General features: G+C 71.8%; 7 protein-coding genes. 4 read left to right on the top strand and 3 right to left on the bottom strand.

Going from position 1 to position 14,855, the window contains the following annotated elements; genetic code table 11:
• Positions 1-72: 72 nt before the first annotated feature.
• Positions 73-2,496, bottom strand: a complete 2,424-nt coding sequence (gene lon / locus ACWCPI_RS21880) for an endopeptidase La (RefSeq protein ID WP_451039671.1) — start codon at positions 2,494-2,496, stop codon at positions 73-75.
• A 233-nt stretch (positions 2,497-2,729) separates the two neighbouring features.
• Between lon and ACWCPI_RS21875 the strand changes: the two genes are divergently transcribed.
• The 4 genes from ACWCPI_RS21875 (at position 2,730) to ACWCPI_RS21860 (ending at position 9,444) form a co-directional block, all read left to right on the top strand.
• Positions 2,730-3,407, top strand: coding sequence for a spermidine synthase (locus ACWCPI_RS21875; RefSeq protein WP_451039670.1), 678 nt, complete (start codon positions 2,730-2,732; stop codon positions 3,405-3,407).
• Positions 3,408-3,539: 132 nt separating this feature from the next.
• Complete coding sequence (locus tag ACWCPI_RS21870; RefSeq protein ID WP_062706191.1) at positions 3,540-4,277, top strand: response regulator transcription factor; 738 nt, start codon at positions 3,540-3,542, stop codon at positions 4,275-4,277.
• Positions 4,274-5,380, top strand: coding sequence for a sensor histidine kinase (locus tag ACWCPI_RS21865; RefSeq protein ID WP_451039669.1), 1,107 nt, complete (start codon positions 4,274-4,276; stop codon positions 5,378-5,380). Before ACWCPI_RS21870 ends, ACWCPI_RS21865 begins: the two co-directional genes overlap by 4 nt.
• Positions 5,381-5,661: 281 nt before the next feature.
• Positions 5,662-9,444: a multifunctional oxoglutarate decarboxylase/oxoglutarate dehydrogenase thiamine pyrophosphate-binding subunit/dihydrolipoyllysine-residue succinyltransferase subunit gene (locus ACWCPI_RS21860; RefSeq protein ID WP_451039668.1), complete on the top strand. Its 3,783-nt coding sequence runs from the start codon at positions 5,662-5,664 to the stop codon at positions 9,442-9,444.
• An 80-nt stretch (positions 9,445-9,524) separates the two neighbouring features.
• Here ACWCPI_RS21860 and ACWCPI_RS21855 read toward each other — a convergent pair whose 3' ends face one another.
• Together ACWCPI_RS21855 and ACWCPI_RS21850 are read right to left on the bottom strand one after the other, a co-directional pair.
• Positions 9,525-13,814 carry an SAV_2336 N-terminal domain-related protein gene (locus ACWCPI_RS21855; RefSeq protein WP_451039667.1) on the bottom strand — a complete coding sequence of 1,430 codons (4,290 nt, stop codon included), beginning with the start codon at positions 13,812-13,814 and terminating at the stop codon, positions 9,525-9,527.
• Positions 13,814-14,845, bottom strand: coding sequence for an AAA family ATPase (locus ACWCPI_RS21850; RefSeq protein ID WP_451039666.1), 1,032 nt, complete (start codon positions 14,843-14,845; stop codon positions 13,814-13,816). The genes ACWCPI_RS21855 and ACWCPI_RS21850 overlap by 1 nt, the downstream gene beginning before the upstream one ends.
• Positions 14,846-14,855: the final 10 nt, after the last annotated feature.

The following is a 14,855-nucleotide window of genomic DNA, read 5'->3' as shown; positions in this document are numbered from 1 at the left end:
CCGCCCGCTGCCCAGGGCGAAGGCCCGGGCCTCCCTCACGGGACCCGGGCCCTGCCCCTCCGGCCGCGTCCGTCACGCCGCGACCGGAACCTCGGGGGCCGCGCCGTCGGTGGCCGGCGCCAGCGCCAGTTCCAGGACCTGGCAGACGTCGGTCACGGCGTGGACGTCGAGCTTGTCCAGCACCTCGGCCGGGACGTCGTCCAGGTCGGGCTCGTTGCGCTTGGGGATGATCACCGTGGTGACCCCCGCCCGGTGTGCGGCCAGCAGCTTCTGCTTCACCCCGCCGATGGGCAGGACGCGGCCGGTCAGCGAGACCTCACCCGTCATCGCCACGTCCGTGCGGACCAGCCGGCCGGAGAGCAGCGAGGCCAGTGCCGTCGTCATGGTGATGCCCGCGCTCGGGCCGTCCTTCGGCACCGCGCCCGCCGGGAAGTGGATGTGCACACCCCGGTCCTTGAGGTCGGCGACGGGCAGTTCGAGTTCGGCGCCGTGGGAGCGCAGGAAGGACAGGGCGATCTGCGCGCTCTCCTTCATCACGTCACCCAGCTGGCCGGTGAGGGTCAGGCCCGCCGCGCCCGTCTCCGGGTCGGCCAGCGACGCCTCCACGTACAGCACGTCGCCGCCAGCGCCCGTCACCGCCAGGCCCGTCGCCACGCCCGGCACGGCCGTGCGGCGCTCCGCCGGGTCCTGCGCGGACTCGGGCACGTGGTGCGGCCGGCCGATCAGGCCGCGCAGATCGCCGTCCGTGACGGTGAAGGGCAGCTCCCGCTCACCGAGTTCGTGCTGCGCCGCGACCTTGCGGAGCAGCCTCGCGATGGACCGCTCCAGGTTGCGGACGCCCGCCTCGCGCGTGTACTCACCGGCGAGCCTGCGCAGTGCTCCCTCCTCGATGGCCACCTCGTCCTTGTCCAGACCGGCCCGTTCCAGCTGGCGCGGGAGCAGGTGGTCACGGGCGATGACGACCTTCTCGTCCTCGGTGTAGCCGTCCAGGCGGACCAGCTCCATACGGTCGAGCAGCGCCTCCGGGATGGCCTCCAGGACGTTGGCGGTGGCGAGGAAGACCACGTCGGACAGGTCCAGCTCCACCTCCAGGTAGTGGTCCCGGAAGGTGTGGTTCTGGGCCGGGTCCAGTACCTCCAGCAGGGCGGCCGCCGGGTCCCCGCGGAAGTCGGACCCCACCTTGTCGATCTCGTCGAGGAGGACCACCGGGTTCATCGACCCCGCCTCCTTGATCGCCCGCACGATCCGTCCGGGCAGCGCCCCGACGTAGGTACGGCGGTGGCCGCGGATCTCGGCCTCGTCGCGGACACCGCCGAGGGCGACGCGGACGAACTTGCGCCCCATGGCGTGCGCGACGGACTCGCCGAGCGAGGTCTTGCCGACGCCTGGCGGGCCCACCAGGGCCAGCACGGCACCGCCGCGCCGCCCGCCGACGACGCCGAGCCCCCGGTCGGTTCGGCGCTTGCGCACCGCGAGGTACTCGGTGATCCGCTCCTTCACGTCCTCCAGGCCGGCGTGCTCGGCGTCCAGCACGGCCTTGGCGCCCTGGATGTCGTACGCGTCCTCGGTGCGCTCGTTCCACGGGAGTTCGAGAACGGTGTCCAGCCAGGTCCGGATCCATGACCCCTCGGGCGACTGGTCGCTCGCCCGCTCCAGCTTGTCGACCTCCTTGAGCGCGGCTTCACGCACCTTCTCCGGCAGGTCGGCGGCCTCCACGCGGGCGCGGTAGTCGTCGGACTCCTCGCCCTCCTTCTCGCCGTTCAGTTCGCGCAGTTCCTTGCGCACCGCCTCCAGCTGACGGCGCAGCAGGAACTCGCGCTGCTGCTTGTCGACGCCCTCCTGGACGTCCTTGGCGATGGTCTCGGCGACGTCCTGCTCGGCGAGGTGGTCGCGCAGTTGCCTGGTGGCGAGCCGGAGGCGGGCGACCGGGTCGGCGGTCTCCAGCAGCTCCACCTTCTGTTCGGTCGTCAGGAAGGGCGAGTATCCGGAGTTGTCGGCGAGCTGGGACACGTCGTCGATGGCCTGGACGCGGTCCACGACCTGCCAGGCTCCGCGCTTGCGCAGCCAGGCGGTGGCGAGTGCCTTGTACTCCTTGACCAGTTCGGCGACCTGTCCGGGCAGCGGTTCGGGCGCGCTCTCGTCGACCCGCGTCCCCTCGACCCACAGCGCGGCACCCGGCCCGGTCGTGCCGGCCCCGATCCGCACGCGGCCCCGGCCGCGGATCAGGGCGCCGGGGTCACCGTCGGCCAGCCGGCCGACCTGCTCGACGGTGCCGAGCACACCGGTGCTCGCGTACGTCCCGTCGATGCGCGGCACCAGCAGAACCCGTGGCTTCCCCGGCTGCGACCGGGCGGCGGCCTGAGCGGCCTCCACCGCGGCGCGCACATCGGCGTCGTTCAAGTCCAGCGGGACCACCATCCCGGGCAGCACGACCTCGTCGTCGAGCGGCAGCACGGGCAGGGTGAGCGGTGTGAACGCCGTGGACTCAGCAGCCATGATCTCCCCTTCGGCAGTCAAGTTGAGTTATGCCGACTCAATGCACGGGGGGACCCGAATGTTCCCCGACCCACGTTCGCTGTGAGCGATCATCGTTGCCACGGGCTGTGACCTGGGGTTTCCCGGAGTCGGGTGGAGCTCCGGCCGCCCGGGGCAGGCCCGCCCCCACCGTCTGCTCCGCCCCTGCGGGTAATTCCCTCGGCCCGCCCACGCCGAGCTGACAGGATGGCCGGATGCCCACTTCGTACGACATCCCGGAAGTACTGGACCGTCGCGAAGGCCCTCACGGCGAGGTCGCCCTGCGGCGGCACGGCGAGTTGCTGCAGATCATCGCCAACGGCTGCTTCCTGATGGACACCTCCGACGGGCGCTCGGAGCGGCTCCTCGTGGACGCGGCGCTCGGCGCGCTGGACGATCGCGCGCAGCCGGCGGTGCTGATCGGAGGGCTCGGCGTCGGGTTCTCGCTCGCACACGCCGCGGCCGATCCCCGCCCCGGCCGCATCACCGTCGTGGAGCGCGAGCGCGCGATTATCGACTGGCATCTCGACGGACCGCTGTCCCACTTCTCCGCCGACGCCCTCGCCGACCCGCTCACCGAGATTGTGGAATCGGATCTGGTGGCGTACGTGCATGAGACTTCCGCCACGTACGACGCCCTGTGCCTCGACATCGACAACGGCCCCGGCTGGACCGTCACGGAGGGCAACGACAGCCTGTACTCACCGGCCGGACTGGCCGCCTGCGCAGGGGCGTTGAGACCGGGCGGGGTGCTGGCCGTATGGTCCGCCCAGCCCTCTCCGGAATTCGAAGAAACCTTGCGTAATGCCGGATTCCAGCAGGTGCGTACCGAAGAGATCCCCGTTGCCCGGGGCGTTCCGGACGCCGTGCACCTCGGCGTCCGACCTGGATAGCCCTGGCGCGGTGACTCCCCGTACTCTGCTGCTCTGACGCGGATCATTCAAGCGTCAATCGCAAGCATGCGCAGGCATATGCAGTCACAGGAATCACCCCACGGATTCCGGAAAGCAACTTTGGGGCGGGCGATGGAGCAGACACACACCTCCCACAACGGCACGACGGCGACCCCTGGCGCACAGCGCCGGGTCCTCGTGGTCGAGGACGATCCGACCATCGTGGACGCCATCGCGGCCCGCCTGCGCGCCGAGGGCTTCCTCGTGCAGACCGCGGGTGACGGTCCGGCGGCCGTCGACACGGCGGAGGCATGGCAGCCCGACCTGCTGATCCTCGACATCATGCTCCCCGGCTTCGACGGCCTGGAGGTCTGCCGCCGGGTGCAGGCCCAGCGGCCGGTGCCGGTACTGATGCTGACCGCGCGCGACGACGAGACGGACATGCTGGTCGGGCTCGGTGTCGGCGCGGACGACTACATGACGAAGCCGTTCTCGATGCGGGAACTGGCGGCCCGGGTGCACGTGCTGCTGCGCCGCGTCGAGCGGGCGGCCCTGGCGGCCACGACCCCGCGCTCCGGCATCCTGCGGCTCGGCGAGCTGGAGATCGACCACGCGCAGCGGCGCGTGCGGGTGCGCAGTGAGGATGTTCACCTCACGCCCACCGAGTTCGACCTCCTGGTGTGCCTGGCGAACACCCCGCGCGCCGTCCTCTCCCGCGAGCAGCTGCTCGCCGAGGTGTGGGACTGGGCGGACGCCTCCGGCACCCGGACCGTCGACAGCCACATCAAGGCGCTGCGCCGGAAGATCGGGGCCGAGCGGATCCGCACCGTGCACGGCGTGGGCTACGCCCTGGAGACACCGACGCCATGAGCGACGGGCCGGCCGCGCGGAGAGGCCCCGGGGAACCCTGGGCCGGCGTCAGTCCGTTCTCGATCAAGACCAAGCTCGGCGCGCTGGTCGTCATCTCGGTGCTGATCACGACAGGGCTGTCGATGATCGCCGTGCGCACCCAGACGGAGCTGCGCTTCATCACGGTCTTCTCGATGATCGCCACACTGCTCATCACGCAGTTCGTGGCCCATTCGCTCACCGCTCCGCTGGACGAGATGAACGCGGTGGCCCGGTCCATCTCGCACGGCGACTACACCCGCCGGGTGCAGGACAACCGCCGCGACGAGCTGGGCGATCTCGCCGAGACGATCAACCTCATGGCCGACGAGCTGGAAGCCCAGGACCAGCAGCGCAAGGAGCTGGTGGCGAACGTCTCGCACGAGTTGCGCACCCCCATCGCGGGCCTGCGAGCGGTCCTGGAGAACGTGGTCGACGGCATCGCCGAGGCCGACCCGGAGACCATGCGTACGGCACTGAAGCAGACCGAGCGGCTGGGCCGCCTGGTGGAGACGCTCCTGGACCTGTCCCGGCTGGACAACGGCGTCGTACCCCTGCGCACACGGCGTTTCGAGGTCTGGCCGTATCTCTCGGGCGTGCTGAAGGAGGCCAACATGGTCGCCTCCGCGCGTGCCGGCATGGCCTCGGGCTCCGGAAGCCACACCCGCACCGACGTCCATCTGCACCTGGACGTCTCCCCACCGGAGCTGACCGCGCACGCCGACCCCGAGCGCATCCACCAGGTCGTCGCCAACCTCATCGACAACGCGATCAAGCACAGCCCGCCGCACGGCCGCGTGACCGTCAAGGCACGGCGCGGGGACCACCCGGAGTCGCTGGTGCTGGAGGTCCTGGACGAGGGTCCGGGCATTCCGAGGTCGGACTGGCACCGGGTCTTCGAGCGGTTCAACCGGGGTGCCGTCAGCAGGCCGCACGGGCCGGGCAGTGACGGCGGTACGGGTCTGGGGCTGGCGATCGCGCGCTGGGCCGTCGATCTGCACGGCGGGCGGATCGGTGTGGCCGAATCCGAGCGGGGTTGCCGGATCCTGGTCACGCTCCCGGGGCAGCCTTCTTTGCCAAGTTGACGTAAAGTTCGAAGCGGAGCCACAAGATCCATGTGCGTCCGGACGGGCGGACACGTGTGATCAGGCACAGGCCCGCACGTTCGCCGTGCCGAGGCCCGCCTCATCCTTCCCATTCGAAGCGGAACCACGCTTGTTTCCCGCCATTTCCGGGCCCGAAACACGCTTTCAGATGTGACTTACACGACGATGACCTTGCCCGGCCTGACCTTCCCGGCCATGGAGGCGTAGCCTTTATTCCCGCTGTCCATCACCTTGTGAAGCGGAAGAGGGCGGTTGCCGCCGTGTCGCCACAGTCCCCCAGTAACTCGAGCATCTCGACCGACGCCGACCAAGCGGGCAAGAACCCCGCTGCCGCGTTCGGTCCGAACGAGTGGCTCGTCGACGAGATCTATCAGCAGTACCTCCAGGACCCGAATTCGGTAGACCGCGCCTGGTGGGACTTCTTCGCCGACTACAAGCCCGGGGCGGCCGCCGCCTCGGCTCCGGCGGGTACCGCGGCCACGGGGGCCGCGGAGACCACCAGTGCGGCTCCGGCCGCCCCGGCGACCCCGTCGGTTCCCGCGCCGGCCCCCACGGCTGCGAAGCCCGCGGCCGCCGCGCCCGCCGCTGCGGCCCCGGCCGCGGCGAAGCCCGCCGCCCCCGCTCCGGCCGCGAAGCCCGCTCAGCCGAAGAAGGCCGAGCCCGCCGCGGCCGCCGACGGTCCCGAGCTCGTGACGCTGCGCGGCCCGGCCGCCGCGGTCGCGAAGAACATGAACGCCTCCCTGGAGCTGCCGACGGCCACGTCCGTGCGCGCGGTGCCGGTGAAGCTGCTCTTCGACAACCGCATCGTCATCAACAACCACCTCAAGCGCGCCCGGGGCGGGAAGATCTCCTTCACGCACCTGATCGGCTACGCGATGGTGCAGGCCATCAAGGCCATGCCGTCGATGAACTACGCGTTCGGCGAGAAGGACGGCAAGCCGACGCTGATCAAGCCGGCGCACGTCAACCTCGGCCTCGCCATCGACCTGGTCAAGCCCAACGGCGACCGCCAGCTGGTCGTCGCGGCGATCAAGAAGGCCGAGACGCTGAACTTCTTCGAGTTCTGGCAGGCCTACGAGGACATCGTCCGCCGCGCCCGCGACGGCAAGCTGACGATGGACGACTTCACCGGTGTCACGGTCTCGCTGACCAACCCCGGCGGTCTCGGCACGGTCCACTCGGTGCCGCGCCTGATGCCCGGCCAGTCGGTGATCATGGGCGTCGGCTCCATGGACTACCCGGCCGAGTTCCAGGGCACCTCCCAGGACACCCTCAACAAGCTCGGCATCTCGAAGGTCATGACGCTCACGTCGACCTACGACCACCGGGTCATCCAGGGCGCCGCCTCCGGCGAGTTCCTGCGCCAGGTCGCCAACCTCCTCCTCGGCGAGAACGGCTTCTACGACGACATCTTCGAGGCGCTGCGCATCCCCTACGAGCCGGTCCGCTGGCTCAAGGACATCGACGCCAGCCACGACGACGACGTCACCAAGGCCGCCCGCGTCTTCGAGCTGATCCACTCCTACCGGGTCCGCGGCCACGTCATGGCCGACACCGACCCGCTGGAGTACCAGCAGCGCAAGCACCCCGACCTGGACATCACCGAGCACGGGCTCACCCTGTGGGACCTGGAGCGCGAGTTCGCCGTCGGCGGTTTCGCCGGCAAGTCGATGATGAAGCTGCGCGACATCCTCGGCGTGCTGCGCGACTCGTACTGCCGCACCACCGGCATCGAGTTCATGCACATCCAGGACCCCAAGCAGCGCAAGTGGATCCAGGACCGCGTGGAGCGCCCGCACTCCAAGCCGGAGCGCGAGGAGCAGCTGCGCATCCTGCGCCGCCTGAACGCGGCGGAGGCCTTCGAGACCTTCCTGCAGACGAAGTACGTCGGCCAGAAGCGCTTCTCGCTGGAGGGCGGCGAGTCCGTCATCCCGCTGCTGGACGCGGTGCTGGACTCGGCCGCCGAGTCCCGCCTCGACGAGGTCGTCATCGGCATGGCCCACCGTGGCCGCCTGAACGTCCTCGCCAACATCGTCGGCAAGTCGTACGCCCAGATCTTCCGTGAGTTCGAGGGCAACCTCGACCCGAAGTCGATGCACGGCTCCGGTGACGTGAAGTACCACCTGGGCGCCGAGGGCACCTTCACGGGCCTGGACGGCGAGCAGATCCGCGTCTCGCTGGTCGCGAACCCCTCGCACCTCGAAGCCGTCGACCCCGTCCTGGAGGGCGTCGCCCGCGCCAAGCAGGACATCATCGGCAAGGGCGGCACGGACTTCACCGTCCTGCCGGTGGCGATCCACGGCGACGCGGCCTTCGCGGGCCAGGGCGTGGTGGCCGAGACCCTGAACATGTCGCAGCTGCGCGGCTACCGCACCGGCGGCACGGTCCACATCGTCATCAACAACCAGGTCGGCTTCACGGCGGCGCCGGAGTCCTCGCGCTCGTCGATGTACGCCACCGACGTGGCCCGCATGATCGAGGCCCCGATCTTCCACGTGAACGGCGACGACCCGGAGGCCGTGGTCCGCGTGGCCCGCCTGGCCTTCGAGTTCCGTCAGGCGTTCAACAAGGACGTGGTGATCGACCTCATCTGCTACCGCCGCCGCGGTCACAACGAGTCGGACAACCCGGCCTTCACCCAGCCGCTGATGTACGACCTGATCGACAAGAAGCGCTCGGTGCGCAAGCTCTACACCGAGTCCCTCATCGGTCGCGGCGACATCACCCTGGAAGAGGCCGAGCAGGCGCTGCAGGACTACCAGGGCCAGCTGGAGAAGGTCTTCACGGAGGTCCGCGAGGCCACCTCGCAGCCGGCCGCCGTGGAGCCCTCGGACCCGCAGGCCGAGTTCCCGGTCGCCGTCAACACGGCGGTGACCACGGAGACCGTCAAGCGGATCGCCGAGTCCCAGGTCAACATCCCCGACCACATCACCGTCCACCCGCGTCTGCTGCCGCAACTGCAGCGCCGGGCGTCGATGGTCGAGGACGGCACCATCGACTGGGGCATGGGCGAGACCCTGGCGATCGGCTCCCTGCTGCTGGAGGGCGTTCCGGTCCGCCTGGCGGGCCAGGACTCGCAGCGCGGTACGTTCGGCCAGCGCCACGCGGTCATCATCGACCGTGAGACGGGCGAGGAGTACACGCCGCTGCAGTACCTCTCCGAGGAGCAGGCGCGGCTGAACGTCTACAACTCCCTGCTGTCCGAGTACGCGGCCATGGGCTTCGAGTACGGCTACTCGCTGGCCCGCCCCGACGCCCTCGTGATGTGGGAGGCGCAGTTCGGCGACTTCGTCAACGGCGCCCAGACGGTCGTGGACGAGTTCATCTCCTCGGCCGAGCAGAAGTGGGCCCAGACCTCCGGCGTCGTCCTGCTGCTGCCGCACGGCTACGAGGGCCAGGGCCCGGACCACTCCTCGGCCCGCCCGGAGCGGTTCCTGCAGCTCTGCGCGCAGAACAACATGACGGTCGCGATGCCGACGTCGCCGTCGAACTACTTCCACCTCCTGCGGTGGCAGGTGCACAACCCGCACCACAAGCCGCTGGTGGTCTTCACGCCGAAGTCGATGCTGCGTCTGAAGGCGGCGGCCGCGAAGGCGGAGGAGTTCACGACCGGCCAGTTCCAGCCGGTCATCGGTGACGCGACGGTCGACCCGGCCGCGGTCAAGAAGGTCGTCTTCTGCGCCGGCAAGGTCTACTACGACCTTGAGGCCGAGCGGAAGAAGCGCGGCGTCACGGACACGGCGATCATCCGCATCGAGCGCCTGTACCCGCTGCCGGGTGCCGAGCTCCAGGCCGAGATCGCCAAGTACCCGAACGCCGAGAAGTACCTGTGGGCCCAGGAGGAGCCGGCGAACCAGGGTGCGTGGCCGTTCATCGCGCTGAACCTGATCGACCACCTGGACCTGGCCGTCGGCGCCGACGTCCCGCACGGCGAGCGCCTGCGCCGCATCTCGCGTCCGCACTCCTCGTCCCCGGCCGTGGGTTCCGCGAAGCGGCACCAGGCCGAGCAGGAGCAGCTGGTCCGCGAGGTGTTCGAGGCCTGAGCCGCTGAGCACCGGTTGATCGACGGGTCGGCCCCATCGCCTCGGACGAGGTGATGGGGCCGACCCGTTTCACGGCGCCCTCAGAAGAGCGAGTGCCCGAGGGGCGGGTCGTAGAGGACGGCGAGGCCGCGGGCCCAGGCGTTCGCCGGGTCGTCCTGGGCGACCCGCAGCAGCCGGACCCGTTCGAGGAGGTTCGCCGCCGTCCCGGCGGAGCGCACCAGCTCGGCGGCCCCGGCGTGGAACTCCGCACAGTCGCGGTGGTCGTCACCTCGCCGCCACAGCAGCAGTCCGTACCCGTTGCCCAGGGCCGCGTCCAGGGCGCCGATCCCCCTGCCGTCGCTCAGCGTTCCGCAGTGGATCGGCACGGTCGCCAGGGTTGCGAAGAGCAGATCGGCGTGCGCGTCCCGGCCGGTGTCATGGGTGAGGGCCAGCGGCCGCAGCGGGCCCTTGGTGACGCCGGCCCAGCGGAATCTGCGCGGAGCCTCGCCGTCCTGGTGGGGCAGGTCGTCCCGCTCGACGGCCACACTGACTCGGCAGCGCCGCCCCAACGGCCCGCGCGCGGTTTCCCATTCCTCGAACCCCTCGTCGAGCAGCGGTCCGGGTGACACGACGAACGCGACATGGGCCACCTCGCCGTGCGCCTCGCTGAACCCGACGGCCGCCTCGAACCCGCTGTCACGGTACGCCGCCAGGGGTGACGGCGATCCGGCGGTGCTCTCCTGAACGGTCCGCAGGACTTCCCCCTCCCGTCGGCATACACGCCAGCCGTGCCCGCCCGGGGCGTGGACCAGCTCGACGAAGATGTCCGAGCGGGCAAGGGCCCGGCCTGCGTCGAGGATGCCGAGCACCTCGCGCCGGGCGCCTTCGTCGAGCCGGTCGCGCGCCACTTCCTCCGTCCAGGCCCGTAGTTCCACCAGCGCCCGGTGGTCCTCCCCATGTCCGGCACCGAGGCGGAAGGCCCAGATGTGCGCGGCGCACCGCGCGATGATCTCCAGTCCTTGTCCGTACGCCACCAGCAGCCGGAGCCCGTCGCCCCAGTCGCGCGGCGCTTCGCTCACCTCGACGCCCGCCATGACCAGCGGGGATCGCGCCTCCTCGGGGCCGGGGGGCGCGGTGAGGGAGGCGACGACCCCGTACAGGCGGGTGCGCAGCTGCGGGGTGAGGGCCTCGGCGTCGCCCCCGCGCGCCAGCCCCGACTGGACGGCGGGCCAGCTCTGGGCGCGGTGGAGGCGGCCGAGGTGGTGGCGGTCGTGTGCGCGCATGATCTCCCGCCAGAGGTAGGCCGTCGGTGCGGCCTCCAGAAACTGGGCGGCCAGCGCGGTGGTGGACACGAACGCCGCGTCCCGCCAGTCTCCGCCGTGGCCTGGCAGCGCCAGCCCGACGGCCTTTCCCTGCGACCGGTCGACGACGGGGCAGCCCACCCCGGGTGTCCGGGCGCGGGGGCCCGCGACGACGTACTCGTGCTCCGAGACGGCCGTGACGGGCGGACCCGGCATCGTGTCCGCGAGCCAGACGCACTCGTGGTCGATGCCTTCCGGCAGCTGCACCAGGGCGGGGCGAGGCTCCTGGAACGACGCCGGGACGTGCGCCAGTTGGCCGGGGACCGCCCGTCCGTCAGCCAGGGTGACGGTGAACGTGCCTTCCTCGCCCAGCGCGTCCGTCAGGGTGAGGACCCAGCCCGGCGCCACCAGGACACCGCAGCCGGTGCCGAGATCCACCACGCAACGACGCGCCAGATCGTCCAGTTGCCGCAGCACGGCGGCCGTGTCGGCGGTCGGCACGGGTGCCCGGTCCACGAGCCGCGTCAGGGCTGCCGGGCGGTCCGCGCAGGCCCTGGCCCGCGACTCGGCCTCCGCCCGGGGCACGCGCAGTATCCGCATGAGGTACGCGACCGACTCCTGCCGGGTGAGGGCACCGACCGGAACATCACGGCAGAAGGCCCAGTCGGGCACCTCGCGCGCGGTCATCAGCACCTGGCTGCCGCCGGTGAGTTCGGCCAGGTCGTACAGGTCGGCGCCGTCCCAGTCGTCGACCACCAGGAGGCAGCGGTCCGGCGCCGAGGGCCGACTCGGCGCGGTGGCTTCCGTCGGCGTGCCCGTCCATCTCACCTCGTCGTAGTCACCGGCGAACCGATGGACGTACTCGACCGCCGTCGCGGTCTTCCCGATGCCCTCCTCCCCGGTCAGGACCAGGACGGCGCCGGCCCGCCGGGCCTGCCGAAGCCGCTCCGGCAGGGCGTGGAGCAGGTCGCCGCGTCCGGTGAAGTACGGGTCGCGCGCGGGCACGTTCGTCAGGTCGACCGGCAGCACCGGTGGGAAGCGCCGCGCGGCCGCCGACTTGCGATAGCGGACCGAGACGCCGATGTCGAGGGCGAGCGCCGCGAGCAGCCGCTCCTCGGCCTCCGCCGGGCCGACCGCGTCCAGAGCCGGGGGGAAACCGGGCCAGCTCTCCTCGGGCAGCCGTATGCCGAGGGCGACCAGGGCGAGCGTGCCGCGCATGCCGTTCCCGACCAGGTCGAGCGCCCAGCGCCACTCCTCCAGCGGTCGGACACCGGGTTGCAGGAGGGCCTCGCTCAGCATCACCAGCACCCGGCCGCCGGGCGCGGCCCTCAGATCGCGCACCGTCGCCAGAGCGTCGACCAGGTCTTGGTCCGGGCCGGGATCCCACCGGGTCACCGTGATCTGCATGCCGTACGAGCCCAGCACCCACGTCGCCCACAGGGCCCACGGCCAGTCGTGGCCCGCGCACAGGATCGCGCAACGCCCCACGGAGACATGCGCCTGCGGCAGCAGCGTGCCGCGCCGACGCTCCTCGGGCTCCGCCACCGCACCGCCGTAGCGCCGCACCACCCTGCGCGACACCTCGGCGAACGCGCCCGGCACCCCTGCCTCGGCCCCTTCCGGTGGCTTTCCGCCGGTGAGCACGGCGTGGGCCAGGGCGGGGAAGTTGCGGGCCCGGCGGCCGAAGTGGCGGTCGACGTAGTCGCCGCAGTGCTTCAGCACGAGCAGGGCGTCGCCGCGCGGCAGCAGATCGAGGAGCTGGGTGCGCACCCCTGGCAGGAACTCGTACCAGCCGTCCTGCCCGCCCCGGCGCAGCAGCCCGCCGAGCATCACCTCGGCGAGCACGGCCGGGCCGGTCGTGGGGAGCATCGCGCGCTGGACGAGTTGCATCACCGGGACGGTGAGAGGGACGGCGGACAGGAGTACCGCGAGTTCGACCGCGTGCTGGGAGGCGGTCGTGCGGAAGAGGGCCCACGGATCGTGCCCCGGCGCGCGGTGGCCCGGCGCCTCCCGGCCGGGGGCGGTGTGGTCCGGGCGGACCCAGGCCGCCGCCGCGGGCAGGGCCAGTCCCGTGCTGCCCGACAGAAGCCTCGCCCAGGTGCCCAGCGCGGCACCGGTCAGACCGAGCACCGGCACGGGCAGCTCGGGGCCTTGCGAGTCGGCCGGGGTGAAGTCCAGGCGGGCGCCCAGGCCCTCACGGCGGCGCAGGGTGCCCGCGAGCGGGGGCAGATGCGTGCGCTGCCACAGCCGTTGGGGCAGCGGCTGCACGATCGCGACGGGCGCCGCCTGTGCCCAGTCGTACAGCAGTCGCTGCATGCGGCCGTCGCGCCACAGCGGCCCGGCGCAGTCGCTGAGGACGAGGGTCAGCTGGTGTCCCGTCGGGTCGCGCAGCTGCTCGGCGGGGCGAGGCGCGCGGTCCCGGCGGCGCGAGGGAGCGACGAGGAGCGTGCCGTCGGGGCCTTCGTGGACGTAGTCGACGAGCACCTCGCGGAAGGCGCCGGTGCCCGCGCAAAGCTGCGCGAGTTCGCCGAGTGCCTTGTCCCAGACGGGCGTGGACGTCGACGCGTCCATCAGGAGCCGCAGCCGGGCCTGACGGCGGACGACGGGGGTGAGGACGGGCAGGAGCAGGCCGGTCTCGGCGGCGCGCTCGGCGGTGGCCTGTTCGTCCAGCCGGTGGGCGAGCGCGCGGACCGGCGGGTGGTAGCGCTGGAGGGGCCGAAGGGCGCGCTGCAGCCGGAGGGGGCGGGGCAGCGCGGTGGCCTCGGGGGCGCGTACCCGGACGAGAGGGCCGCCGGTGGGCGGCGGCGCGGCCGGTGGGCCGGAGGGCTTGGGGTCGGGGTACAGGCGGGTCCGGTCGGGCTCGGCACGGAGGTCGTCCGGCTGGGGCGTGCCCGGTGGTGGGACGGCTGCGGGCTTCGCTGCCCCAGCGGTGGGGCGGGGCCGTGCGGGCCGCTCGGGCGGCGACGACGGCTCGGCCGGAGTCAGGTGCCGGGCCAGCCACAGGGCCTCCGCCAGTTCCCGGGCGGAGGGTTCGACGCCCAGTGCACGCAGCCGTTCGGCGAGCCTGCCGATGGCACCCCCGGCACTCATCAGCGCCCTCCGTGCTCGCCGTGGTCGAGCGGGCGCATCAGCAGCTCGGCCAGCCGCTGCCGGTCGGGATGGGCGGCGCGCAGCGAACGCTGGGTCAGGTAGACGGCGTTGAGGAGCTGGTCGGCGGCGCGCAGGGAGCCGGGGCTGCTCTGGAGGAAGTGCTGGACCAGCGTCTCGTACTCCACGGCGTCCCCCTCTCCGAAGTGGGCGCTGACCAGGGCGGCGAGGCGGTCGGCGCCCGCGCGGTCGTTCTTCGGAGACGGCAGGTCGAGGTGGACGCAACGGCGCAGCAGCGGCGCAGGGAAGTCCCGTTCGCGGTTGCTGGTGATCACGACCACCGGGAAGGCCCGGCAGCGCACTTTGCCGTCGCTCACCTCGGCTCGGCCGCCGTCGTCGGTGAGCACCTCGGCGGTCGGCTCCACGCGGGCGATCCGCTGGAGTTCGGGGATGCCGAACTCGCCCTCCTCCAGGGCGTTCAACAGGTCGTTGGGCAGGTCGATGTCGCTCTTGTCGAGTTCGTCGACGAGCAGCACGCGCGGCCGTTCATAAGGCAGCAGCGCGGTGCCCAGCGGGCCGAGCCGCACATACTCCCCGATGTCGGTTCCGGCTCGCTCGCCCAGTTCCCGGGCCATCTGGATGTCCTGGAGCCGGGCGATGGCGTCGTAGGTGTAGAGGCCGTCGCGCAGGGTGGTGCGGCTGACGACGGGCCAGTGCAGCACGCGGCCGAGGCCGAGTTCGTGGGCGATGGCGTGCGCGAGGGTGGACTTGCCGGAGCCGGGGTCGCCGGTGACGAGCAGCGGCCGCCTCAGGTGCAACGCGGCGTTGACCAGATCCAGTTCCTCGGTGCGCCAGGCCGGGGCGCGGCTGGCGTGGCTGCCGAGGCGGCGCACGGACTCGGTGCCCAGGGGCGGTACGGCGGTCAGCGGCGGGCCGCCGTCGAAGTCCCGCCAGGGCGGCGGGGCGGGCAGCCGGCTGATGCCCGCGTGGGGCTCGCCCGAGCCTGTGAAGACGTACCAGTCGGGGGTTGTCACGTGCCCTCCT

The organism is Streptomyces sp. NPDC001920, from assembly GCF_053594495.1.
Note: the sequence above shows the minus strand (reverse complement) of the source record. Positions and strands in the feature narration are given on the sequence as shown.

Bases quoted from the DNA above. Each gene is read 5' to 3' on its own strand.
- lon (WP_451039671.1), bottom strand. From the start codon at position 2,496: ATGGCTGCTGAGTCCACGGCGTTCACACCGCTCACCCTGCCCGTGCTG.
- ACWCPI_RS21875 (WP_451039670.1), top strand. From the start codon at position 2,730: ATGCCCACTTCGTACGACATCCCGGAAGTACTGGACCGTCGCGAAGGC.
- ACWCPI_RS21870 (WP_062706191.1), top strand. From the start codon at position 3,540: ATGGAGCAGACACACACCTCCCACAACGGCACGACGGCGACCCCTGGC.
- ACWCPI_RS21865 (WP_451039669.1), top strand. From the start codon at position 4,274: ATGAGCGACGGGCCGGCCGCGCGGAGAGGCCCCGGGGAACCCTGGGCC.
- ACWCPI_RS21855 (WP_451039667.1), bottom strand. From the start codon at position 13,814: ATGAGTGCCGGGGGTGCCATCGGCAGGCTCGCCGAACGGCTGCGTGCA.